Below are 24,854 nucleotides of genomic sequence, written 5' to 3'. Positions count from 1 at the left end.
CATGTTCACTACTTTCTTAGGATACAAGCTAAAAGAACAAGGGAAACAGCTTATCAAAATAGATAAATGGTTTCCTTCCACTAAGAAATGTTCATGCTGTGGTGCTGAAAAGAAAATGTCCTTGTCTGAACGTACATACCATTGTTCTTGTGGTTTTGTGCTAGATCGTGACCACAATTCAGCAATCAATATCAAAAATGAGGGATTACGCTTATTAGCATAGAAACAAAAACTCTTGGAACAAGAGGGTTAGCTCGGTCAGTTTTCGTTGGCTAGTAAAAGCAGCGATAAGTCGAGAAGCCCCCACTTCAATTAGACCGCAAGGTCAATAAGTGGTGGGTAGTTCACGTCTCCAATTATTTAAATCATGTGAATCATGAATAAAGCTTATGTTTTGCCCTCTAAGTTCACTGACTTGCACTACAGTTGGCAGTCTTTCCCTAGGTAGGGCTTCGGGTGCAAAGGATGTGGCTTCTTTAGCCTAACATTCCTGAAATTTTCTTACCGGATCCTTGGACTCGTGCTTTTCCTACACGAGTCCATTGACTTCCATACAGTCATCATTGTTAGTAAAAGTTAAACTTTTGAACACAGTACAATGATTCTTATGTAGCGATGGAGCGTTTTTCTTTATCGCAGTGCAAATGTCAGGTAGACTCCCACTCAAGCATTCGAAGGAAACGAAGGATTGTGGGTGGGAGATCAACTGACGGTAGGGTACGATTGGTTCAAGGGCCTTTAGGTCATTCCCTTGGGGTAGTAACAAATGTTTTCAATGGGACGTGTAATCGTAGTCCCAGTCAGTAGGGGAGGGGAAGGTAGACTAAGCCCATTACGACCTGTAAGCCTAAGCCCCACCGATTGAAGTTTTGCTTTATAGTATTAATGACGGTGAATAATTGCCATTACATTACTATTCATACAAGCTTTATTTTCGCCTAGAGTACTTTATTCGCTTCATATATGTTTAGGCACGGTATCGAGCTTATCTTTAACAGGCCCCATACTTATTTTGTCACTTGATCAACAATTATATTTACTTCTTCACGTGTCATTTTTTCACGGCCCTCTTTCATAACAGATAAAGTTTTCTCTGCAAGCTTATGAGGAATTTTACAAAATGTTGTGATATTTTTGTTGTTTATCATTTCAATATATTGTTCAGCTAAATTGAGATTTTTCTTCGCATACTGAAACAAATCAGATCGACTCCAATCGTTCGGTATAAAGTTAACACCACGCTCTAGATCCTCTTCCTGGTTACGTAAGATATTCACAGCTTGTAAGCCACGGCCAAATGCAATGGCCAACTCGGGATCTGTGTTTGTATTATCATACCATTTCCAAATATCCGAAAGCATAACCCCAACGAGCCCTGCAACATAGTAAGTATATTCATCTAAATCTTCCTTTGTTGAAATAACCCAATCCTTTTCAACCCATTTCGCCATCCCAGATGCCATTATTGCGGTTGCTTCTTTTACCTTATCAATAATCCCTTTTGGACAAATCTTTAACCAATCATTGAATCTTATTGTTACCTCAGGAAGCTTATCTCTATATGGATCAATCAGTTTATTATAAGCTTTGGGATCGAAGGTATGATGTAACAAGTGACTTATTTGATTTAAAAGTGTTGTTTTTGTCTCTGCGGGTAGTTCTTCATGGTCTTCAATTTCATCAATTGCCCGCATGCATAAATAGGCTGAAGTAACAGTCTTCTTTAAAGGTGGCTTTAGTAAAGTAATGGGTATATAAAATGTGCGACTTGTTTGTTTTAAAACACGTAGTGCTTCATTGTAGAGCTTTTTCGATTCATTAACCAAAATTGTTCCTCCTTAATCGGTGTATCAACATATAATTATATGTCATAGTCTATCAGTTAAAAGTAGTCGACCGCAAGAAATACGATATTTTCATGATTTCGTTTACTTTGTTATAAATGATGATTTTATCAGCTAGCCACCAAAATTTATAAAAAAACCGATCCACGAAGAATTATAGGAAGGGATTATAATGATGTGAAAAGTAACTTTCCTCTTATTTGTATTTAAGGAGTACCTAAAATAATTATTTCTTAAATGAGTCAAGTAAGGACAAAGTTAAGAGGTATTTACGGTCCTATTGTGGAAACTATCAGGCTTAAATGGTATGAATGGGGATATTAGGCCGAGATCAATAGTTTTCAATTTTTGTATAGAGTTCTGGATAAAAGCTGCCTAAAATATTTGTTGAAAGAAAATTAGCTAGAAGTATGATTACTTATGAATTATAGATTAAATAGTGGAACTTTGTGATTCCAAGTACTGATGATAAAAATATCAGTGATAACATCTATATACTTGATTGTTCTAGTAATGACTGGGATGGAATAAAATTTTAGAAAGTTAGAAAATTCCCATGTGATTTTTTGCTTGATTTACTATAGATACGAAGCCAAAGTTTTAAAAGAGGAGCGATCATTATGTTATTTGAATCATCAAGAGTGAGATTGAGAAAGATGACGATGGAAGATACTGTATATTATAACAAGTGGAGAAATGATTTAGAAGTGATGTATTCTACTAATCCTTCTTTAGATATTTATCCGATCGACGCCACGAGAGAATTTGTAGAACACGTTATTTTGGGACCACCTACAACAAAAAGTTATCTTATGATTGAAAAGGAAAATGAAAGTCCGATTGGCATTTTAACATTAACTAACATTGATTATAAAAACAGAAATGCTGAGTGTATTATTGAGATAGGAGAACGAGATTATTGGGGCAAAGGTTACGGTTCAGAGGGTTTGAGTTTGTTATTGGACTATGGTTTTTATGAAATGAATCTCCATCGAATTTCTCTAAGGGTATTTGCATTTAATAATAGGGCTATTCGGTTGTACACAAAAACCGGTTTTCAAATTGAGGGAACCAGCAGACAAAGTTTATTTAGAAATGGACAATGGCATGATGTTGTTCACATGGGTCTTCTACAAAAAGAGTACTTTAGGATCAGGGAAATAATATATAGTGATGAGGATAGTGAAGGGACAACTCATTAAAAAAATGAAATGAAAGCTCATTCAGTAGGTTTTTTTGTCCCTTCAGATCCTTAATTTAAATTTCACTTTATTGAAATGAGGAAGAGGGGGTTGATCCATCATTAGCCCGATTGATTTGTATATTTTCGTTTGGGTTAATGATCATATAATGACAATTCTTCAAGAAAAAGCGATTAGACTTTTTGTTTATGAGAATTAACGCTTATATCAAAAGAAGTGGAAGTCATTGTTTAATCGGATCAGGATATTTTACACCTTTCGTGTCAACTGTTACTGATTTCATCGCGTATTCTACCAATGGTTTGTCGTCGCTATCACGCTTAAGATTAGCAATATGATCGACAACATCCATTCCCTCAATCACCTGTCCAAAAGCAGCATATTGTCCGTCCAGATGTGTAGATTTTTTTTGCACGATAAAAAACTGTGATCCTGCAGAGTTGGGTGATTGGGTGCGTGCCATAGAAATAACACCACGATCATGACTGAGGTTATTCTCAAACATATTTTCTGAAAACTCACCTGCAATTGAATAATCTGGTCCACCCAGGCCATTCCCTTGCGGATCACCACCTTGGATCATAAATTCTGGAATGACACGGTGAAAAACCAAACCATCATAAAAGCCATCCTCAATTAATGAGATAAAATTAGCGACAGTATTAGGCGCAATATCTGGAAAGAGCTCAATGATTATTTCTTGATCGTCCTCCATAGTAATCGTGACGATCGGATTTTCCTCAACTTCGGGATAAGGAATTGTTTCGTTATTCATTTCTTGACTATTATCACTACAAGCAGCAATCAAGATTAGAAAAAGGATTAAGGATATGAGTAATTGTCTTTTCTCTACAATCATAATTCTTGTCCCCCAATTAATATATTTAATTGAAATTATAGCATCTTTTTTATAAAACGTGTTATTTTCTACGTTAGAAGTCCAAGCTTGAATCAAATTGTAACGTATGAATATGAAAAAGGAGCTTTTAAACAAAATGAAGATTTATATTGATCCCGGCTATAGTGTCGTTGATTCAGGGACAGTTATCAATAGGGTATATTTTAGAAACCTCCCCATATTAATTGGACAATTAATTAGTGATTATTTAACTAAAAACTATCAAGGAGTGTCCGTAAAGTTATCAAGAACAAAAGATGAAAAGATAACATCTAAACGAAGAATAACAGAAGCTAATATGTGGGGAGCGGATTTATATTTAAGTATTTATATGAACGTAGGTGAAGAAGCAGGTTTTGAGAGCTATATTTTAGCTGGTGACTTTCTAAATAAATCACATACAGAACATGTAAGAAAGGAAATTCATGATACGATAATCACCGAAATGAGTTGGAAAGATCGTGGTAAAAAGCAGACGGAGTTAGATACATTGAAAGCTACAAAGATGTCCGCTGTCAAAACTAGATATATATATCTTGATCAGCAAATGGATCGCAAACGATTGCAGGATCTCAATTGGTTAAGAAATTTGGCAACCAGTTATGCAAAAGGAGTTGCCAATGCATTAGATCTAAAGCAAACTCAACTGCCCTTATACGATGATCCATTTTATCGTGTTGTTGTCGGTTCATTTTTAGAAGAAAGCAAAGCGAGAAAGAAAGTTTTAATATTGAAAAGTAAAGGTTATGAAAGTTATATTCTACCATATCCATATCAAAATGAGCGATATTACCGAGTTATTGCTGGAGCATATCGTCAGGTAGAAAATGCCCAGCATCGAGTGAAAGAGCTAAGAATAGATGGATTTGAAAGCTTCATTGTTGAACTGTAAAGAATGAATTGTTGAAGATGGGTTAAAAGAGAAAGTCCAGCTAAGTTAGGATGGATACTTTCATTAGCTGGACAATGATCAGTTGATTAACTGTTGGCAAGACCCCCCTAAGTGAAGGATCAATTGATTAGACCATTTTACGATAAACTCCAATGACTTTACCTAATATAGAAATATTATCATAGATTAATGGTTCCATTGTAGGATTTTCCGGTTGTAGGCGAATTTGATGATCTTCTTTAAAGAATCGTTTGACAGTGGCCTCATCATCTTCTGTCATTGCTACAACGATATCCCCGTTATTCGCCGTTTGTTGTTGTTTGACAATAACGACATCTCCATTTAATATTCCAGCTTCAATCATACTATCGCCATCGATAACAAGCGCAAACAACCTTGAATCTAGCTGAGAAATAGAAGAGGGTAGGGGGATAAACTCTTCGACATTTTCAATTGCAGTAATAGGTAATCCAGCTGTTACTTTTCCAATTATCGGTACAAAAATTGCCTTATCTTTAGGTACACCCTCTTGTTGATCATCTTTAATAATTTCAATTGCACGTGGTTTCGTGGGATCACGTCTAATATAACCTTTTTTCTCGAGTCGAGCTAAATGTCCATGAACTGTTGAGCTAGATGCAAGTCCAACAGCTTCACCAATCTCACGGACAGAAGGTGGATACCCTTTTAAGCTAACTTGTTCTTTAATAAAATTTAAAATAGCTTCTTGCCGCTTAGATAATGATTGCATTTAATTAACCTCCGTCCTTCTTTTCGATTCATTATATCATAAACAAGCATGGGGGACAAACGTTAGTTCGCAAATGTTTAGATAATCATCCAGGTTGCAGAACAGAGGTGAAGTTAGTTAGAATAGATAGAAAGAAGGCTCATTTATAGTGAATATGAAAAGAGGGAATTGACCATGCTATCTAAAAATAAACTTGAACGCATCAATGCGTTAGCAAATAAAGCAAAAGAGTCAGGATTAACAAAAGAAGAGCAAGCAGAACAACAAAAGCTGAGGACTGAATATTTAAAGAGTATTCGTCAATCTTTTAAAAATCAACTAAGTGGAGTAACAATTGTTGATCCAAACGGAACAGATGTCACACCAGAAAAAGTAAAGCGTTTAAGAAGTGAAAATAAAGATAATTAGAAAAAACCTTTAATTTTGACTTGTTTATTATTCTATTTCATTATAGGATAATACATGTACACAAAAATTGTACGTACATATTTATGTACTTAAATTGAAAGGGGATTCATTTAAAATGGTAAATCAAACGCAACAGACTTCTATTAATGCGATTCGAACATTATCAATTGACGCAATCCAAAAGGCGAATTCGGGTCATCCAGGTCTACCAATGGGTGCCGCTCCTATGGCATATACATTGTGGACAGAATTTATTAACCAAAATCCAAAAAACTCAAACTGGGTAAATCGTGATCGTTTTGTTTTATCAGCTGGACACGGATCGATGTTATTGTATTCATTGCTTCATCTATCTGGTTATCAAATATCGATTGAGGATTTAAAGAATTTCCGTCAACTAGGATCCAATACACCAGGTCACCCAGAAGTAACTGATACGGATGGGGTGGAAGCAACGACAGGTCCTTTAGGGCAAGGAATTGCTATGACAGTCGGAATGGCAATGGCTGAAGCACATTTAGCTGCCAAATACAATCGTGATCATTATAATATTGTTGATCATTATAGCTATGCTTTAGTCAGTGATGGTGACTTGATGGAAGGGATTTCTCATGAAGCAGCTTCTTTTGCGGGACACCTTGGTTTAGGGAAATTGATCGCGCTATATGATTCAAATGATATTTCATTAGATGGGGAATTGGATAAATCATTCTCAGAAAATGTTAAAAAACGTTTCGAGTCTTATAACTGGCAAGTTCTTCGTGTTGAAGATGGAAATGATGTTGATGAACTTACTAAAGCAATTGAAGAAGCTAGAGCGAATACAGAACAACCAACGCTTATTGAAGTTAAAACAGTGATTGGTTTTGGTTCTCCAAATAAAGCAGGTTCAAATACTTCACACGGTGCTCCACTGGGAGTAGATGAAGTTGCTTTAACTAAACAAGCTTATAAATGGGAACATAAAGACTTTGAAGTTCCTGAAGAAGTTTACCGTGATTTTGAAGAAAAGGTTGCTAAAACTGGACAAGCAGCTGAAGAAGAATGGAATCAATTATTTGCGGAATATAAAAATGCCTATCCAGAGCTTGCAGCAGAATTTGAATTAGTTCAAAAAGGTGAACTCCCAGAAGGTTGGGAAAAGGAACTTCCAACATTTACTCCTGGAGAGGATACTTTAGCTACTCGTGCATCTTCAGGAAAGGTATTGAATGCAGTATCTAAAGTGGTTCCAAGTCTTTTCGGTGGAAGTGCAGATTTAGCTGGATCCAATAATACGCGCATGAATGATGAAGAAGACTTTGATAAGACAAATTATGGCGGAAGAAATATTTGGTTTGGTGTTCGTGAATTTGCAATGGCTGCCGCTCTAAATGGTATGGCACTACATGGTGGACTTAAGGTTTATGGCGGTACATTCTTTGTCTTTAGTGACTATTTACGTCCAGCTGTTCGTTTATCAGCGATTCAAAAATTGCCAGTAACCTATGTATTAACGCATGATTCAATTGCGGTTGGTGAAGATGGTCCAACACATGAGCCGGTTGAACAGCTAGCTGCATTCCGAGCAATGCCTGGTATTTCGGTTATCCGTCCAGCAGATGGAAACGAAGTTCAAGCAGCTTGGCGCTTAGCAATGGAATCGACTGATCGTCCTACACTACTTGTATTAACACGTCAAGGATTACCAACACTCGAGGGTACAAATTACGAAGGTGTTAAAAAAGGTGGTTATGTAGTTAGCCCTTCAGAAAAGGCTGAAGCAGATGGAATTTTAATCGCTGCAGGATCGGAAGTTCAACTTGCAGTGAAAGCGCAAGCGAAATTAAGAACTAAAGGATATGACGTAAGTGTTGTTAGCTTACCTGTATGGGATCGTTTCGAACAACAGGATCAGGCTTATAAAGATTCTGTTTTACCGAAAACAGTTAAGAAACGTTTAGCCATTGAAATGGGTGCTTCAATCGGATGGGATCGTTATGCAGGTGATGAAGGCGATATCCTTGCCATCGATCGTTTTGGTGCATCTGGAGAAGGTAGTCAAGTTATGGCTAAGTTTGGATTTACAGTAGAGAATGTTGTAGATCGATACATCGCTATGGCAAATAAATAAACATTAGAAAACCCGACTGATTTAAAACTGTCGGGTTTTCTCTATTTTGACAAAACTAGAAGAAATTCATGACAGACTATGACAAATTAGGGCTCAGCAATAAGATATAATTGATTTAAGGAGGTTGTTTAATGAATCGATATCATATTTTTTTAATAGAAGACGATGTATATCATGAGTACTTTTATAACACAGCTTTATTAAATCGATTTTTTATCGCTTACATGGCTGAGCCTAATCGACCAGATCTAAAGAAACCTTTTTATTTTATTACCTGTCCAATTCCCTATAACGAATTCGAACAAACAAATCAATTTATTTATTTAAGTGATCGAATGATCACGATTTTTTCTACAGAACAGTTGATTTTAGACAGCCAATTCATTGCTCAACTTGAAAAAATAGATCGGCATGCCTTTATTGTTGATTTAACCAATGATAATTATGGCTGGTTAACACCAAAGAAAAGTCAACTGCATTGGACAAGCCAAGTTAATGTTTTAAATGGATAAATGATTGAATGATTAGATTCGTTATATGATGAAGATCATATAGGGGAAATCTTCTATATCTTCTATATAATGATCAGGTTATTTTTTAACAACTACTTATAATTTTAGTCTCTTCGTCTATTAAAGTAAGTCCCCTAAGACCGGTTAAAGGATGATTATTCAATCAAATAAGTTTTTCCGCAGTGTAACTGTCAGTAGGATTCCCACCCCCAGCATTCGAAGAAAAGTAAGCATTGTAAGTGGGAGGTCAACTGACAGTAACGGCCCGATTGGTTTAACTAATAATCAGTGGGGATAAAGTTCCCCACTGATTGAAGTTTCACTTTATCGCAGAGCTAGTGAAAGTCTGATTTATTCTTTTAATACCTCAGGCGGATAATGAAACTCTACCCGTGAACGAAGCACTATTTTATCGGTTTTTGTATTATTAAAGCAACTATTGTAAATTAGGGGGATGTTTTATATACTATATGAGAGATGATTTGAAGGAGGCAAAGAATTTATGGGTACAGGTTGGGTCATATTAATTGCCATTATTGCTTTATTAGCTGGTGTGGCACTCGGTTTTTTCATCGCCCGAAAATATATGATGAATTATTTAGAGAAAAATCCACCAATTAATGAGCAAATGTTAAGAACATTAATGATGCAAATGGGACAAAAACCATCACAAAAGAAGATTACACAAATGATGCGTGCAATGAATAACCAAAATAAAAAATAGTAAATTTGTCAAATGAATCCCTTGTACCTATAGGTACAAGGGATTCATTAGTTAAAAAGCACATAGTTAATCTTAACTATTACGCGTACGGCACCTTGTTTTTAACAGTTTTTATGCCTATAATAAAAATTAGGTGTTTTTTTGCTAGTTTAACCAATTTTTAATAAAAAATATCGAATAATTAATAAGATTTACTCATAAGATGGTTTTAAATATGTTATTATTGTAAGGTACTGGTAGACTATCTTCAGTTGAGAGGAGTATAATTGTGTATTCTAAGCGGAAAATTGAATATTATCATGTTAAACAAGATCAAGTTCGCTTTTCACTAGATATTCCACCAATTCGTTATAATTTGGCGAATTTGCCCGAGGAGATTATTGAATGGGTTGAACATCATGGTTTTGATCTCATTAGTATTTGTGATAGAAAAGGTAGAATACTTTATGTATCTAGTTCAATAGAGAATCTATTGGGCTATCAACCTTCAGATATTATTAATAAAAATGTTATGCGTTATATACCAAAAAGATTACATCACGATTTTATTGATACTTTTCAATTTGATACCCCATACCGCCAGCGATTCACCATTCAACTAAGAAGTATTACGGAAAAAAATGTTTGGGTTGATCTCGTTGTAAAACCTATCCAGATAAAGAATCCAAAAAAAACAATATTTCTTGCTCTAGTAAAAAATATAAGTGATAAAAAAGAAGCTGAAGAACTTTTGATCAGATCTGAAAAAATGTCCGTAGCTGGCCAATTAGCAGCTGGAGTTGTACATGAGATTAGAAATCCATTAACCTCTTTAAAAGGCTTTATTGATCTATTGAAGGCCGGAATTAATCGAAAAGAAGAATATTATAATATAATTATTGATGAAATTGAGAAAATCGAGAAAATTTCGACGGAATTATTATTTGTTTCTAAACCATTGACACACAATCATTCTTATCAGTGGCTTAAACCAATGATAACTGATGTCATCACTTTGTTAAATACGCAGGCTGTTAAAAAAAACATCATACTGGAGCTCATATGTCCTGAAGATGTTGTTGTTTATGCTGATCGCTCACAAATGAAACAAGTATTTATTAATTTAATTAAAAATGCTATCGAAGCGATGACAGAACCTGGAACAATCATTACTGAAGTTAAAAAGTATGAAGAGACTTGCTTGATTTATGTTAGTGACGAAGGTCCTGGTATTCCCAAACAACTCATACATAAAGTAGAAGAACCATTTTTTACAACTAAAGAAGAAGGAACAGGACTAGGATTAATGATCACAAGTCGAATTATTGAAAATCATAATGGACTTTTTAAAGTTATGCCGGATGTTGAAGTTGGAACAACGTTTGAAATCCAATTACCTCACTATGATCCAAATAAAATTGAACAGGAAAAAACCTAGTCATAATAGCAAGAGATCTTTTGCTTGACTTAAATGATCTGAAAATGACTTCTAACTAATTTACTATTCAAGTTTAAACGCTATCAATAGGATAAAAAATGATTTGATAATTTCAAGTTTACCCAGCATAGCACAGAGAATCTCCATTTAGTGGAGGGCTTTTAATTCATTAATTTACGAATAATGATTAGTTAAAATCAATGGCCCGGCATTTGTCCATACAAGGACTTTTCTACTACTTCTTTTTTGTGATATTTGATAAATAAGAGAGAGAGTATTTTTTATAAGAATTACCTCCGAATCATGATTAGAGCAACCACTTAAGTAATAAAAAGATCTGATATATTTTACTTATTTGCTTTTTTAATTTAGAATAGTAAAGTATATAAAATACGTCTATCCGTATTCAGTGTATGAAATCGGGACGTTACGAGAATTTTTCAAGGGGGTATGGAGTATGACAATTAATACGAAAAGGTCTTTTGAAGTCAATGGTCAAAAGTATAATTACTACCAATTAAAAGCCTTAGAAGAGGCAGGTAGAGGAGAAATCGATCGTTTACCCTTTTCAATTCGAGTTTTGCTAGAATCATTAATTAGGCAGTACGATGGTCGTGTCATCACTGATGAACACATTAATGGTTTAGCAAACTGGGGGAAAACGGATAAAACGGATGTTCCTTTCAAACCATCACGTGTTATTTTGCAAGATTTCACAGGTGTTCCCGCGGTTGTTGATTTAGCATCACTCAGAAAGGCAATTGTTGATTTAGGTGGTGAAGCTGATCAAATTAATCCTGAAGTTCCTGTTGATCTAGTTATTGACCACTCTGTTCAGGTCGATCAATTCGGAACAAATACCGCTTTATTAGCTAATATGGAGCTAGAATTTGAACGAAATGCTGAACGCTATGAATTCTTACATTGGGCACAAAAAGCATTTGATAATTATCGCGCAGTACCACCTGCAACTGGGATTGTCCATCAAGTTAACTTAGAATACTTAGCCAACGTTGTCCACAAGGTCGAAAACGCTGATGGTGAATTTGATGTTTTTCCTGACACGCTTGTAGGTACGGACTCACATACAACAATGATCAATGGTCTTGGTGTCTTAGGTTGGGGTGTGGGAGGAATTGAAGCAGAAGCAGGAATGCTCGGTCAACCTTCTTATTTCCCAGTTCCAGATGTAATTGGTGTTAAATTTACAGGCTCAATGCCAAATGATATTACAGCCACAGACCTTGCATTGAAAGTTACTCAAGTTCTACGTGAGAAAAAAGTAGTTGGAAAGTTTGTTGAATACTTTGGTCCTGGTTTAAAACAAATGCCACTTGCTGATCGGGCAACGATATCTAATATGGCACCTGAATATGGGGCAACTTGTGGCTTTTTCCCAGTAGATGAAGAAGCAATAAGTTATTTACGTTTAACAGGTCGAAGTGAAGATCAAATTTCTCTAGTTGAAAAGTATTGTAAAGAAAATAATCTTTGGTATAATTCCGATGATCCGGATCCTGAATTTACTGAATTAGTTGAAATTAATCTTTCTGAACTTGAACCAAGTTTAGCTGGTCCAAAGCGTCCGCAAGATTTAATCATGCTTTCAGATATGAAGAAATCATTTAATGATGCAATTACGGCTCCAGCAGGTAATCAAGGTTTTGGTTTAGACCAAAAAGAATTCGATAAAGAAGTAAACATCACACATACTAATGGTGTAACAACAACAATGAAAACTGGTTCACTAGCAATCGCTGCCATTACCTCATGTACAAACACCTCAAATCCATATGTCATGTTAGGTGCGGGCTTACTTGCGAAGAATGCTGTTGAAAAAGGTTTGAAAGTTCCGGAATATGTTAAAACATCATTAGCACCCGGATCTAAAGTGGTGACTCGATATCTTCAAGATGCAGGATTAATGCCGTATTTGGAGAAACTCGGCTTTAACCTTGTAGGTTATGGTTGTACAACTTGTATCGGAAATTCAGGTCCACTAGAAGCCGAAGTAGAAGAAGCGATTATTAAAAATGATTTGACGGTTGCTTCAGTATTATCTGGAAATCGTAATTTTGAGGGGAGAATTCATCCATTAGTTAAAGCAAACTATTTGGCGTCTCCGCCTTTGGTCGTTGCTTATGCATTAGCTGGTACAGTCGATATTGATATTAAAGATGATCCATTAGGTTTTGACCAAAATGGCAAACCAGTCTATTTTGATGATCTATGGCCTTCCTTAGAAGAAATTCGGGATGAAGTAAGTAAGGTTGTTACACCTGAAATCTTTAAAAAAGAATATGAAAATATTTTTAATTCTAATCAAAAATGGAATGCTATTGAAACAACAGATGATGATCTCTATAAATGGAATGATCAATCAACATATATTCAAAATCCACCTTTTTTTGAAAAGTTATCAAAAGATCCAGAGTCTGTCCTACCTTTATCTAACTTGCGTGTGATCGGGAAGTTTGGTGATTCAGTTACAACTGACCATATCTCACCAGCTGGAGCAATTGCTAAAGATATGCCAGCAGGTAGATATTTACAAGAAAATGGTGTGACACCGCGCCACTTTAATTCATATGGCTCTCGCCGTGGAAATCACGAGGTGATGATGCGAGGTACTTTCGCTAACATTCGGATTAAAAATCAACTCGCTCCTGGTACTGAGGGTGGCTATACAACTTATTGGCCAACCGAAGAAGTGATGCCTATTTACGATGCTGCAATGAGATATCAGGAACAAGGAACTGGGCTAGTTATCTTTGCTGGCCATGATTATGGAATGGGTAGCTCAAGAGACTGGGCTGCTAAGGGAACTAATTTACTTGGTATTAAAACGGTGATTGCACAAAGTTATGAAAGAATTCACCGAAGTAATCTTGTGATGATGGGTGTCTTACCACTAGCCTTCCCTGAAGGAGTAAGTGCCGATTCATTAGGATTAACAGGACGTGAAACAATAGATATAGCAATTGACGAGTCCATTACACCAAATCAAAAAGTGGTAGTCACAGCAAAAGCTGAGGATGGTAAAGTAACAGAATTCGAGGCTATTGCTCGCTTTGATAGTGAAGTTGAAATAGATTACTATCGTCACGGCGGTATTCTACAAATGGTACTTCGAAATAAACTTAAATAATGATACAAAAACTAGACCACATGGATTTACTGGTCTAGTTTTTAATTGGGGACAAATCATTGAAAGTGTCTTACCACTTCCAATTGTGCTAAAATAGATTGTGAAAGAAAGGAGTTATTCAATTGACGAATCAGTTAATTTTATCAAAGATAAAGGAATCTGAGCTTCTTAAATGGACTCAAATAGAAGACTCTCCTCCTTATCGAGAAATAGAAGTTCTACGTGCCTTAGATCAAATGCAGGCTGAAGCACATGACTTTTCCGATCAAGCTGAAGCCATTCTTTATACAATGCTCGCTTATCATCGCCTAAATCGACATCAAATGGCAGACCAATTAACATTGAAATTACTAGCAGAAGCTAAACAATTAAAAAAAGATTTAGCCATTTTAGACACCTTACAAACCGTTATTCACTTCAGTGCTGTTTTACAACAGCTAACAAAGTTAAATATTAACCAATGGACAATCCGTGAAACAGACTTTGATGCAACGAAACTAAAGAAGATTCAAGAATGGCAATTAATGATCGAGGAATATAAGCAAGAATCTAATAAGATTGAACAAACATCGTATTCTACTCAATCCCAATTAGCACAAATTGATCAGAAATTAAAAACTGAATTGTCAACTTTAGCGCAATTGTTTGATAAAAGTATTGACATGATTGAAAATAAAAGATCGGGCGTGCCAACACGTGAGATTAACCAATCGATTCGTAGCATTATACAATTAGAAACAGATTTATCGGTAGCAATTCCTGATCTTTTCTCTTCAGCCACAGGACTTAATCCATTACAAAAACTAGAAGCAATGATTGGTTTGGAGCAAGTTAAAAAATATATCAATCAATATTACCATTACTTAAAATATCAACAAGACCGAAAGGAAATCGGTTTTCAAATGGTAGATGAACCGGGTCTTCATATGATTATTACTGGAAACCCAGGGACAGGGAAGACGACCATTGCCCGCCTACTTGCAGAAATATATCATGAGTTGGGCTTGCTTAATTCCAAAAAGATTATCGAAGTTAATCGTTCACACTTAGTCGGCTCCTTTGTTGGCCAAAGTGAAGAAAATACAATCAATTATATTCGGGAAGCTGTAGGTGGTATTTTATTTATTGATGAGGCTTATAGTTTGCATCGTCCCGATGGAAGTGGCAATGACTATGGGCAAGCGGTTATCGATACACTTGTTTCAGCGATGACAAGTGGTGAATTTGCAGGGAAATTCGCTGTGATTTTGGCCGGTTATCCTGAAGAAATGAGACAGTTTTTATGGTCAAATCCTGGCCTAAGAAGTCGCTTTCCTGAACAAAATATGATTCATTTACCCGATTTTAAAATCACTGAACTTTTAGAAATTGCAGAAATGACTGCACTTGATAATGATTACTTTTTTACTGAAACAGCATTGAATAGCTTTTATGGACTAATTGAACGCGCGAAAGTTGATGATACTTTTGGTAACGCAAGAACTGTTCGGGATTTAGTGATGAAAGCAATTTTTAAAAAAGGGGCAGCCATAACGATAAAGGAAAGCGACGACTGGCTTGATCATATGCGAATTGAGTCAAAGGATTTAGCTGTTATGACAGATGAAAAAGATGATACAGAGCCAATGGATCAACTGAATCAATTAATCGGGCTTGATAATATTAAAGATGAAGTTAAAAAGCTTTCCTCATTTGTTAAACTTCAACAAAGTAGAAAAAACCAGGGTTACCCTACAGTTCCAATTCAGCTTCATGCTGTTTTCTCGGGTAATCCAGGAACAGGGAAAACAACTGTCGCGAAAATCTATTCCAAATTACTAAAAGAATGCGGATTATTAAAACGTGGTCATTTTATTGTTGCATCAAGAAGTGATTTAGTTGCTGGATATGTCGGTCAGACGGCTATTAAAACAAAACAAAAGATTCGAGAGGCATTAGGTGGAGTTTTGTTTATTGATGAAGCTTATGCTTTATTCCGTGGCGAAAATGATTTTGGCAAGGAAGCGATCGATACACTCGTTGATGAAATGACAAAACATAATGAAAATTTAGTTGTTATTTTAGCTGGTTATCGAGAAGATATGACACGTTTTATTAATAGTAATCCAGGACTTTCTTCACGTTTTAAAAAATACTTTGAATTTCAAGACTATCAAGCAGATGAGTTGCTGGAAATTGCCAATTACCATATTAAACGGTATCGTTATGAATTGACAGAAGATGCTAAGGAATATTTAATTCATGCATTTAGTCAGGATTCGATTACAGGTAATGCTCGATTTATTGTTAATTTAGTTGATGAAGCCATTCAATTTCAAGCTTTACGGATCACGGATAACCAACTCGATGACCAAGAGTTTTTATTGCTAAATCGAGATGATTTTGAAAAAGCATGGCAGGCAGTAAAGGGGACAGAGTAAATGAAAAAAGTGACAACACAAATAGAAGTTCGTTATCAGGAAACAGATCAAATGGGCGTGGTCTATCATGCAAACTATCTGATTTGGTTTGAAATAGGGAGATCAGCATTTATTAAAGAGTTAGGTTTGTCATATGCAAAGATGGAGGAAGAAGGGGTCGTATCACCTGTTACACGCGTAGAAATTGATTATAAGAAGCCAATGCATTATGGAGAAACAGCTTTTATAGAGACATGGATTGAGCATTATGATGGTTTACGTACAACTTATGGTTACCAAGTGACTAATGCTCAAGGAGAAGTCTCAGTAACTGGAAAGACAGATCATGTCATTGTAAAAAAAGAAAGCTTCCGACCGATTTCCGTACGGAGAAGATTTCCCGATTGGCATGAAAGTTACTTAAACGCAGTAGGGAATGAGAAGTAAATGGCATTTGGAATCAAGCGCAATGAATTGAAAAAATGGCAACAACATGTTTTAGCAGGGGAAATCGCATTTATTACGCATTATTGGCTTGATGATCGATTTCCAGATTGCACGAGTGTAACAAAGGTCGGCTGTGCTGATCTAGAAAAATTAATTCGGTGGGGCAAGCAATATCAACTACAACCAGAGTGGATTCATCTTGATCCCCAATACCCTCATTTTGATTTATTCGCACCACGCCAAGCGGAAATTTTACTAGCAGAAGGAATAGAGGATCAAGTTAATCGCTTTAATTTGTTCTAAATAGTTTAGCAATCAGAGGCTGGGATAAAACCCTATTATTAATGAAATAAACCGCATGAAATCAGAGTTTAAAAGCCTGATTTCATGCGGTTTTATTTTTATGTTTTTTCATAAAATTAATTAGATTTTTACTTATGTTCCAGCCTCTTTTATGCGTAAGAATGCTTATTACTGGAAGATAAGAGAGGCGGGGGAGAGGACCTCAGATTTCTTTTTATCTCTCCGTCTATTAAAAGATAGCTCTAAATCTATCAAGAATCAGATTATTTATGGTTCATTTTCTTTTCGGGAACTGGATCATACCCGCCAGGATGAAAAGGTTGGCATTTCAAAATGCGGATAATCGTTAATCTCAGTCCTTTAAAAACACCAAATCTAGTAATTGCGATTTTCCCATATTCCGAACAACTTGGATAGAAGCGACATCTCGGAGGTGTCATTGGACTGATTTTAGTTTGATAAAAATGAATGATTGCTAATAATATGCGCTTGACCATGTTATTCTGTACGCTTATCAATTGTAATTGAAGCAATCGCATCATGGAGATGAATGGATTCATGATTTTGACAGGTTACATGGAAAGCAATAATTTGTTCTGATTCATATAGATCAGCCGCTACTAAACGAACCATATCTTCTACAAATCTTGGATTTTCATAAGCTTGTTCGGTCACCATTTTCTCATCTGGCCGTTTTAATACAGGGTGAATTCTTGCACTCGCATTACTTTCTGCAGCTTCTAATAAGAGAACTTTCCAATCTGTTTTAGATTCATCAAAACTTGGACTTAGTTCAACTTCCATTCTTACCTCTCCACGTTGGTTATGTGCGCTATATTCACTTATTTCTTTAGAACAAGGACAAAGAGTAGTTATCATTGCATTTAAGCCAACCATAATGTGAAATTGTTCGGGTTCATTATAGCTAACTGTTACCATTAATTCAGCGTGATTTAGACCAGCTAAATTAGAGCTTGGCCCTTTTCGTTCATAAAACCATGGAAGTTTAATTTCAAGCTTCGCATCAGGTGTCTTTAGACGTTGGGCTAACTGTTTGGTAAATTGTTTTAGATTCCCCAATTCAAGTGTTAAGCACTTATTTTGATAAAATTCATGCAACTGTTCAGTAAAACGACTCATATTTGTTCCTTTATTGCTTTGTTCGACTGTAGAGGTAAAAGTGAAATTACCAATCGATGATTGCTGATTTGGAATCAGTTGACTATTTATTTGAATAGGATGTTTGACATTTGTAATTCCAACGGCATCCAATTTAAATAAATAGTTGGCTTGTTTATTTTGTAAATCAGCCATCTCTTCTTTCTTTTCCGGTTTCGTTTTTTCTCCAGCCTTTACTGAGCCAAATAAACGATGACGTTCTGCTTTATCTGGCATTATCCGTTGATTTAATTGGCCTTTATTCATCATGGCATCCCCTTTCGCATTAACAAATTGGATCAAATTTATTGATCAATTATTAATGATTTATATTTATATTTTTATTTTTACAGAAAAAGACACATACTTAAGTGTCTTTGCTGAGATTCAATTCTATCTGATTTCTAATATTTAAAATCTTTATTTTTACAACCAGGTTATTTTAGGTTCAGTTTTGTTAATGATTCGTTTAATATTTGCTCGGTGGCGATAAAAGATAAACAGAGTTAAAATACCTGTTACGATCGTCAGTCCGTATTCTTTCATGATAATTGTTGTGATGAAAGCAATAACTCCTGCTGTCATGGAGGATAAGGAAACATATTTACTAATGTATAGGGCAATAAAGAAACTGATTAAAATTATTAAGAATAATAGTGGGTTGACACCTAAAATTAATCCTCCTGAAGTAGCGACAGCTTTACCTCCCCTAAAGCGGGCAAAGACAGGATACATATGACCAATAACAGCAAAAACGCCGATGATCAATGGACTTATTTCCGAATGATTAAAGATGACTGGGAGAAGCGTGGCTAGCGTTCCTTTAAGAATATCTGCTAATGTTACGACAATGCCTGCTTTTTTGCCTAATACTCGGAAAGTATTTGTACCACCTAGATTACCACTCCCATGCTCTCTTATATCAGTATTAAAAAAAACCTTTCCAATTATTAAACCAGATGGGATCGAACCAAGTAGATAGGCAGTAAGAATAAATAAAAAATAAAACCACATGACATTTTCCTCTTTTCATTAAACAGTAGTAGAATGTTATCATTCTAACATGATTTATTGAATTGTAAAACTATTTATGATCTACTACTAAAATTTATTAATATCTGCGATAAAGTGAATCTCCACTTAATGAAGGTTGGGCCTACCGGACTTGGTAGGTTTAGCCTGCTTTCCCTTAGCCCCACTGATTGGTACTAGGACTGGAACTGGGACTGGGACTGCGGTTACTCGTCCCACCGGAGACACTTGCGGTTACTCGTCTCACCGAAAACATTTATTATATGAACCCATCGGGCCTTTATAGACTGTCGATCCCTATTGATTAGCTAGAGCCATTCTTTCCATAACTAACGAAGGGGCTTACAGTCAGTTAATCTACGGCAATTTTATTTATTTTTTGATTTCAATTTGACCAATTAAGTAAATTAATCGTAAACTAGAGACTAGAAGTCGTTAAAGGAGCTGATTACAGGGAAAGTCCATTACTCAAGTCAAACTGTGTTTGAAGGATTTATTTGAGCAATCGAAAACAATAGCTGTTGTTGGTTTATCTGACGTCCCAAAACAGGTATCATATCGAATAAGTAAGCTTATGCAAAGCTATGGATTTAAAATTATTCATGTGAATCCAACAATCGATCAGTTTTTGAGGGAAAGGGCCTATTATCGTTTGCTGATATCCTAGAACCTATTGATATTGTAAATGGCTTTAGAAGTTCAGTTTTTTGAAAGAGATAGTCGCAGAAACCAAGTAAATTAAGTTAAAGTTTCTTTTGGCGCATAAAGATATTTATGACCTTGAAGTTTATAACGATTTACAGATTGTGATGGATCTTTGTATTAAAGTGATTTATTCTAAAGTAAAATAGTGTTTAGACTACCCTACGTTTATATCACCATTATTTTTGGAGAATATCATTCCATTTAATTAAGCTTGTTAACGACAGGACTAAGATTATTTTATACTCAAAAAGCTTAGTTCATTTATACTGACTTACAAATATAATCAAAAATTACGTCATTATCAAGTATAATAGGATTAACTAGTTTTAAAGTACTAGACAATAGAAAGGAAAGATGAGTTTGGATAATTTGTATACAGATGAGTCGATTCAGGTTTTAGAAGGACTTGAGGCCGTCCGTAAAAGACCCGGTATGTACATAGGCTCTACAGATGCAAGGGGGTTACATCACCTTGTTTTTGAAATTGTCGATAATGCTGTTGATGAAGCATTGGCGGGATTTGGTAATAAAATAATAGTTACGATTCATGAAGATAATAGTATTTCTGTTGCTGATCAGGGGCGGGGGATGCCAATAGGTTTGCATCATTCGGGAAAGTCTACCCCTGAAGTTATTTTAACTGTCCTTCATGCAGGTGGGAAATTTGGTGAAGGTGGCTATAAAACTGCTGGAGGTTTACATGGTGTTGGAGCCTCAGTCGTTAATGCCCTTTCAGAAGAACTGACTGTAACGATTAATCGTGATGGTAAAATAATGGAACAAAATTTTATTAATGGTGGGATTCCGGCTGGAAGTTTAAAACAAATCGGAACAAGTAAAAAAACTGGGACAACAATTAAATTCAAACCTGATAGAAGTATTTTTTCAACAACAACTTTTCAATTCGACATTTTATCTGAACGTTTAAGAGAAGCTGCATTTTTATTAAAAGGAATTGAAATTGTTCTGATTGATCAAAGACAAGATTTAACAGAAGTTTACCAATATCCAGATGGTTTGAAGTCATTTATAGAATATTTAAATGAGGAAAAGGATGTCCTCCATTCCGTTGTGTATTTCGAAGGGGTTCAACAAGATATAGAAGTTGATTTTGCTTTCCAATTTAATGATGGGTATGCTGAAAATATGTTATCTTTTGTTAATAATGTAAGAACAAAAGATGGGGGAACGCATGAATCTGGCGCAAAAGCTGCAGTTACTCGTGTGTTTAATGACTATGCTCGCAAGAATAATTTATTGAAAGAAAAAGATAAAAACCTTGAAGGAAATGATATTCGTGAAGGCTTTACCGCTATTGTATCGGTAAGAGTCCCAGAGGAAAAATTACAATTTGAAGGACAGACAAAAGGTAGATTAGGTACAGCAGAAGCAAGGTCAGCCGTTGACACGATTGTATCAGAACATTTATCTTATTTCTTAGAAGAGAATGCCAATACATCGACAATGTTGCTTAAAAAGGCATTACAAGCTAGGGAAGCAAGAGAATTAGCTCGAAAAGCAAGGGAAGACGCTAGATCTGGAAAAAATAAAAAACGCAAAGCAACTTTATTAAGTGGTAAGCTCACACCCGCCCAATCACGCAAGCCTGATCGCAATGAGCTTTATTTAGTGGAGGGTGATTCGGCTGGGGGCTCGGCTAAACAAGGTCGAGATCGTAAATTCCAAGCCATCTTGCCCCTACGAGGAAAAGTGGTCAATACGGAAAAGGCAAAAATTGAGGATATTTTAAAAAATGAAGAGATATCAACTATTATCCATACAATAGGCGCCGGCGTTGGTGGTGATTTTAATCTAGAAGATGTTCAATATGATAAAATCATTATTATGACAGATGCAGATACTGATGGCGCCCATATTCAGGTTTTATTGTTAACATTTTTCTATCGTTATATGCGGGATCTTGTTGAAGTAGGAAAGGTTTATATTGCACTTCCACCTTTATATAAAATTACAAAGGGAAAAGGAAAAAACGAGCAAATTCATTATGCTTGGAATGATGAAGAAATGAAAAAGATTACCAAAAAACTAAAGACAGGTTATACCTTACAAAGATATAAAGGGCTAGGAGAGATGAACGCGGATCAATTATGGGATACAACAATGAATCCAGAAACCCGAACCTTGATTCGTGTGACGATTGATGATCTTGCTAGAACTGAACGTCGAGTAACGACATTGATGGGTAATAAGGTAGCACCTCGCCGGAAGTGGATTGAAACAAATATCGCATTCGGCCTGGATGAGGAAACAAATATTATCGATAATGAAAATATCCATAGCTAATAAACTTAGACGATGTGATATAAATCTTTTTAAAAAAGTAATTTAAATAGGTTTTGTATGCGTAAAAAAAATTCATTTATACTGAGTGATAAGTGAAGGTAAGTTTTTGAAGGAGGAAGTATTTTGTCAGGAAAGGGAAACTTTTTAGATTTATCCTTAGAAGAAGTGATTGGCGATCGTTTTGGTCGTTACAGTAAATATATTATACAAGACCGTGCCTTGCCTGATGCGAGGGATGGATTAAAGCCTGTTCAACGAAGAATTTTATATGCGATGTATAAAGAGAAAAACACCCATGATCAAAATTTTCGTAAATCGGCTAAAACAGTTGGAACAGTCATTGGAAATTACCATCCACATGGGGACAGTTCTGTCTATGATGCAATGGTTCGCCTAAGTACAGATTGGAAAATGCGTAATCCATTGGTTGAAATGCATGGTAACAACGGGAGCATTGATGGTGATCCACCGGCAGCGATGCGTTATACAGAAGCACGTTTAGCAGCAATCTCCGGTGAGCTTCTTCGGGATATTGATAAGGAAACAGTTGATTATATTCCTAATTTTGATGATTCCTTAGAAGAGCCAGTTATTTTACCTGCCCGTTTTCCGAATTTACTTGTCAATGGCTCGACTGGGATTTCTGCAGGATATGCAACAGATATTCCACCACATAACCTGACCGAGGTTATTGATGCGGTTATTAAAAAGATAGATCAACCCAATATCACGATTGATGAGCTTATGAATGTAATCAAAGGACCAGATTTCCCTACTGGTGGAATTATCCAAGGCGAGGAAGGTTTAAAACAAGCTTATAAAACTGGTAAGGGCAAAGTTATTGTCCGTGGTCGAGCTGAAATTAAAACATTACGTGGTGGCCGTGAACAAATCGTAATAAATGAAATTCCATATGAAGTAAATAAGGCAAACCTTGTTAAAAAAATTGATGAATTAAAAATTGATCGTAAAGTAGAAGGTATTGCAGAAGTTCGAGATGAAACGGATCGCACTGGAATGAGAATTGTTATAGAGCTTAAAAAAGATGCGGATAGTGACGGGGTCCTCAATTATCTATATAAAAATACTGAATTACAAGTGTCCTATCATTTCAATATGGTTGCGATCAAAGATCGAACACCAAGGCAACTGAATCTAGCACAGTTACTAGAGGCTTATATTGATCATCAAAAAGAGGTTGTTCTTCGTCAGTCTCATTATGATCTAAGAAAGGCCATAGACCGGGCTCATATTGTTGAAGGATTGATTAAAGCGATTTCTGTTCTAGATGAACTTATCAAAACGATTCGAGCAAGTAAAAATAAATCAGATGCAAAAAAACGAATTGAAGAGCAATTTGGTTTTACGGAAGCACAAGCTGAATCAATCGTAAGTTTACAGCTTTATCGATTAACAAATACCGATGTGACACAATTAGAAAAAGAAGGCATTCAATTAGCTGAAACAATTGATAAATTAACTAAAATTATCAATGATGAGAAGCAATTGGTAAAGGTTATAAAAAAAGATCTAAGGGATATTCAAAAGAAATTTGGTACTCCTCGTTTGACTTCAATTGAGGCAGAGGTTGAGGAGTTGAAAATTAATTTAGAAGTAACTGTTGCAAGTGAAGATGTTCTCGTATCAGTTACAAGAGATGGTTACATTAAGCGCACGAGCCTGAGATCCTATACAGCTTCAAATGGTGAGGATTTTGCTATCAAGGAAGGTGATCATCTTGTTAGTTTATTTGAAATTAATACAACGGATTGTTTATTAATATTCACAAATAAAGGAAGATATATCTATGCTCCAGTCCATCTGCTTCCCGAAATAAGATGGAAGGATCTTGCCCAGCACTTATCTAACTTAGCAAATATTGATAAGGGTGAGAAAGTTATTAAAGCTATTCCAGTTCGTGATATGACTGAACCAAAATACCTTGTTTTCTTTACTCAGAACGGGATGGTCAAACGAAGTGAACTTAGTTTATATGAAGCACAACGCTTTTTAAAACCACTTGTTGCTGTTAATTTAAAGCAGGATGACCAAGTGATCAATGTTGAAATATCTAATGGTTTACAAGATATTTTTGTTGTATCAAATCGAGGTTATGGATTACGTTATAATGAAGCAGATGTAACTGTAGTTGGCCAACGGGCCGCAGGTGTTAAGTCAATAAATTTGAAAAAAGATGAGTATGTTGTTGCTGGGATTGTACTGGAAGGGGAACAAGATGAGACACACTTCGCCCTTGTGACCCAACGTGGGGCAATGAAGCGTATGCGGATTACAGAGTTTGAACAATCAACACGGACAAATCGTGGACAAGTTATGCTTCGTGAATTAAAAGGTAAACCACATCGTGTAGCTGGTTTTGTTGAAGTTTACCCTGATCAGAAAGTGAATATTTTAACAGAATCAGGACAAGTTTTAACCTTACATCCTATGGAACTAAGTATTAGCGATCGCTATAGTAATGGTTCGTTTGTATTAGACACTGATGAACTTGGTGAAGTAACAAGCGCTTGGAAAGAAGTAGTTTATCAAACTCCTTTTAAAGACAATTAGTAAACTGTGGGCTGGGACATAACTAC

At 35.7% G+C, this 24,854-nt stretch carries 21 protein-coding genes; 15 read left to right on the top strand and 6 right to left on the bottom strand.

Annotation, left to right across the window (positions count from 1 at the left end):
- The coding region (locus KQI76_RS03380; protein WP_216398897.1) for a zinc ribbon domain-containing protein at positions 1-223 on the top strand (223 nt) is incomplete at its 5' end.
- 784 nt (positions 224-1,007) lie between these two features.
- Here KQI76_RS03380 and KQI76_RS03375 read toward each other — a convergent pair.
- On the bottom strand, positions 1,008-1,826 hold the full coding sequence (locus KQI76_RS03375; protein ID WP_216398896.1) for a squalene/phytoene synthase family protein: 819 nt from the start codon (positions 1,824-1,826) through the stop codon (positions 1,008-1,010).
- Positions 1,827-2,464: 638 nt separating this feature from the next.
- On the opposite strand from KQI76_RS03375, the gene KQI76_RS03370 reads away from it, so the two are divergent.
- Positions 2,465-3,046, top strand: a complete 582-nt coding sequence (locus KQI76_RS03370) for a GNAT family N-acetyltransferase (RefSeq protein ID WP_216398895.1) — start codon at positions 2,465-2,467, stop codon at positions 3,044-3,046.
- A gap of 223 nt (positions 3,047-3,269) precedes the next feature.
- On the opposite strand, the gene KQI76_RS03365 is transcribed toward KQI76_RS03370, so the two are convergent.
- Entirely contained in the window at positions 3,270-3,905 is a 636-nt protein-coding gene (locus tag KQI76_RS03365) for a peptidylprolyl isomerase (protein WP_216398894.1), read from the bottom strand.
- Positions 3,906-4,041: 136 nt separating this feature from the next.
- On the opposite strand from KQI76_RS03365, the gene KQI76_RS03360 reads away from it, so the two are divergent.
- Positions 4,042-4,836 (top strand): N-acetylmuramoyl-L-alanine amidase, encoded by a 795-nt coding sequence (locus tag KQI76_RS03360; RefSeq protein ID WP_216398893.1) that lies wholly within the window; start codon positions 4,042-4,044, stop codon positions 4,834-4,836.
- Positions 4,837-4,963: 127 nt separating this feature from the next.
- On the opposite strand, the gene lexA is transcribed toward KQI76_RS03360, so the two are convergent.
- Positions 4,964-5,587: a transcriptional repressor LexA gene (gene lexA, locus KQI76_RS03355; RefSeq protein ID WP_216398892.1), complete on the bottom strand. Its 624-nt coding sequence runs from the start codon at positions 5,585-5,587 to the stop codon at positions 4,964-4,966.
- 174 nt (positions 5,588-5,761) lie between these two features.
- On the opposite strand from lexA, the gene KQI76_RS03350 reads away from it, so the two are divergent.
- From KQI76_RS03350 to KQI76_RS03310, 9 genes are all read left to right on the top strand, one after another.
- The gene (locus tag KQI76_RS03350; protein ID WP_216398891.1) at positions 5,762-5,995 is read left to right on the top strand and encodes a DUF896 domain-containing protein; all 234 of its coding nucleotides are present in this window, start codon (positions 5,762-5,764) and stop codon (positions 5,993-5,995) included.
- Between the two features lie 115 nt (positions 5,996-6,110).
- Positions 6,111-8,108: a transketolase gene (tkt, locus tag KQI76_RS03345; RefSeq protein WP_216398890.1), complete on the top strand. Its 1,998-nt coding sequence runs from the start codon at positions 6,111-6,113 to the stop codon at positions 8,106-8,108.
- A 131-nt stretch (positions 8,109-8,239) separates the two neighbouring features.
- Positions 8,240-8,620, top strand: a complete 381-nt coding sequence (sirA, locus tag KQI76_RS03340; RefSeq protein ID WP_216398889.1) for a sporulation inhibitor of replication protein SirA — start codon at positions 8,240-8,242, stop codon at positions 8,618-8,620.
- Between the two features lie 502 nt (positions 8,621-9,122).
- A complete protein-coding gene (locus tag KQI76_RS03335; protein ID WP_216398888.1) occupies positions 9,123-9,344 on the top strand; it encodes a YneF family protein in 222 nt (73 codons plus the stop codon).
- 268 nt (positions 9,345-9,612) lie between these two features.
- Entirely contained in the window at positions 9,613-10,761 is a 1,149-nt protein-coding gene (locus KQI76_RS03330) for an ATP-binding protein (protein ID WP_371817643.1), read from the top strand.
- A 457-nt stretch (positions 10,762-11,218) separates the two neighbouring features.
- Positions 11,219-13,909 carry an aconitate hydratase AcnA gene (gene acnA / locus KQI76_RS03325; RefSeq protein WP_216398887.1) on the top strand — a complete coding sequence of 897 codons (2,691 nt, stop codon included), beginning with the start codon at positions 11,219-11,221 and terminating at the stop codon, positions 13,907-13,909.
- Positions 13,910-14,031: 122 nt separating this feature from the next.
- Entirely contained in the window at positions 14,032-16,329 is a 2,298-nt protein-coding gene (locus KQI76_RS03320; protein ID WP_216398886.1) for an AAA family ATPase, read from the top strand.
- Positions 16,330-16,755 (top strand): acyl-CoA thioesterase, encoded by a 426-nt coding sequence (locus tag KQI76_RS03315; RefSeq protein ID WP_216398885.1) that lies wholly within the window; start codon positions 16,330-16,332, stop codon positions 16,753-16,755.
- Positions 16,756-17,058 (top strand): hypothetical protein, encoded by a 303-nt coding sequence (locus KQI76_RS03310; protein ID WP_216398884.1) that lies wholly within the window; start codon positions 16,756-16,758, stop codon positions 17,056-17,058.
- A gap of 263 nt (positions 17,059-17,321) precedes the next feature.
- Here KQI76_RS03310 and yidD read toward each other — a convergent pair whose 3' ends face one another.
- The 3 genes from yidD to plsY form a co-directional block, all read right to left on the bottom strand.
- A complete protein-coding gene (yidD, locus tag KQI76_RS03305; RefSeq protein WP_216398883.1) occupies positions 17,322-17,555 on the bottom strand; it encodes a membrane protein insertion efficiency factor YidD in 234 nt (77 codons plus the stop codon).
- A 1-nt stretch (position 17,556) separates the two neighbouring features.
- Positions 17,557-18,483: a GTP cyclohydrolase FolE2 gene (folE2, locus tag KQI76_RS03300; RefSeq protein ID WP_216398882.1), complete on the bottom strand. Its 927-nt coding sequence runs from the start codon at positions 18,481-18,483 to the stop codon at positions 17,557-17,559.
- A 159-nt stretch (positions 18,484-18,642) separates the two neighbouring features.
- Positions 18,643-19,230 (bottom strand): glycerol-3-phosphate 1-O-acyltransferase PlsY, encoded by a 588-nt coding sequence (plsY, locus tag KQI76_RS03295; RefSeq protein WP_216398881.1) that lies wholly within the window; start codon positions 19,228-19,230, stop codon positions 18,643-18,645.
- A 502-nt stretch (positions 19,231-19,732) separates the two neighbouring features.
- Between plsY and KQI76_RS12015 the strand changes: the two genes are divergently transcribed.
- From KQI76_RS12015 to parC, 3 genes are all read left to right on the top strand, one after another.
- Positions 19,733-19,915: a CoA-binding protein gene (locus tag KQI76_RS12015; protein ID WP_216398880.1), complete on the top strand. Its 183-nt coding sequence runs from the start codon at positions 19,733-19,735 to the stop codon at positions 19,913-19,915.
- A gap of 392 nt (positions 19,916-20,307) precedes the next feature.
- Positions 20,308-22,257: a DNA topoisomerase IV subunit B gene (gene parE / locus KQI76_RS03285; protein WP_216398879.1), complete on the top strand. Its 1,950-nt coding sequence runs from the start codon at positions 20,308-20,310 to the stop codon at positions 22,255-22,257.
- Positions 22,258-22,380: 123 nt separating this feature from the next.
- Complete coding sequence (parC, locus tag KQI76_RS03280) at positions 22,381-24,828, top strand: DNA topoisomerase IV subunit A (protein ID WP_216398878.1); 2,448 nt, start codon at positions 22,381-22,383, stop codon at positions 24,826-24,828.
- The last annotated feature ends 26 nt before the right edge of the window (positions 24,829-24,854 follow it).

It is taken from the genome of Amphibacillus sp. MSJ-3, assembly GCF_018919165.1.
In the GTDB taxonomy this organism is placed as follows: Bacteria; Bacillota; Bacilli; order Bacillales; family Amphibacillaceae; genus Amphibacillus.
This window is presented reverse-complemented; position numbering and strand designations above follow the sequence as displayed.

What these genes read in the sequence shown, in the direction of transcription:
- lexA (WP_216398892.1), bottom strand. Translation starts at nt 5,587, where the DNA reads ATGCAATCATTATCTAAGCGGCAAGAAGCTATTTTAAATTTTATTAAA.
- KQI76_RS03315 (WP_216398885.1), top strand. Translation starts at nt 16,330, where the DNA reads ATGAAAAAAGTGACAACACAAATAGAAGTTCGTTATCAGGAAACAGAT.
- sirA (WP_216398889.1), top strand. Translation starts at nt 8,240, where the DNA reads ATGAATCGATATCATATTTTTTTAATAGAAGACGATGTATATCATGAG.
- KQI76_RS03335 (WP_216398888.1), top strand. Translation starts at nt 9,123, where the DNA reads ATGGGTACAGGTTGGGTCATATTAATTGCCATTATTGCTTTATTAGCT.
- KQI76_RS03360 (WP_216398893.1), top strand. Translation starts at nt 4,042, where the DNA reads ATGAAGATTTATATTGATCCCGGCTATAGTGTCGTTGATTCAGGGACA.
- KQI76_RS03350 (WP_216398891.1), top strand. Translation starts at nt 5,762, where the DNA reads ATGCTATCTAAAAATAAACTTGAACGCATCAATGCGTTAGCAAATAAA.
- KQI76_RS03370 (WP_216398895.1), top strand. Translation starts at nt 2,465, where the DNA reads ATGTTATTTGAATCATCAAGAGTGAGATTGAGAAAGATGACGATGGAA.
- tkt (WP_216398890.1), top strand. Translation starts at nt 6,111, where the DNA reads ATGGTAAATCAAACGCAACAGACTTCTATTAATGCGATTCGAACATTA.
- KQI76_RS03310 (WP_216398884.1), top strand. Translation starts at nt 16,756, where the DNA reads ATGGCATTTGGAATCAAGCGCAATGAATTGAAAAAATGGCAACAACAT.
- parE (WP_216398879.1), top strand. Translation starts at nt 20,308, where the DNA reads ATGAGTTTGGATAATTTGTATACAGATGAGTCGATTCAGGTTTTAGAA.
- acnA (WP_216398887.1), top strand. Translation starts at nt 11,219, where the DNA reads ATGACAATTAATACGAAAAGGTCTTTTGAAGTCAATGGTCAAAAGTAT.
- yidD (WP_216398883.1), bottom strand. Translation starts at nt 17,555, where the DNA reads ATGGTCAAGCGCATATTATTAGCAATCATTCATTTTTATCAAACTAAA.
- KQI76_RS03365 (WP_216398894.1), bottom strand. Translation starts at nt 3,905, where the DNA reads ATGATTGTAGAGAAAAGACAATTACTCATATCCTTAATCCTTTTTCTA.
- folE2 (WP_216398882.1), bottom strand. Translation starts at nt 18,483, where the DNA reads ATGAATAAAGGCCAATTAAATCAACGGATAATGCCAGATAAAGCAGAA.
- plsY (WP_216398881.1), bottom strand. Translation starts at nt 19,230, where the DNA reads ATGTGGTTTTATTTTTTATTTATTCTTACTGCCTATCTACTTGGTTCG.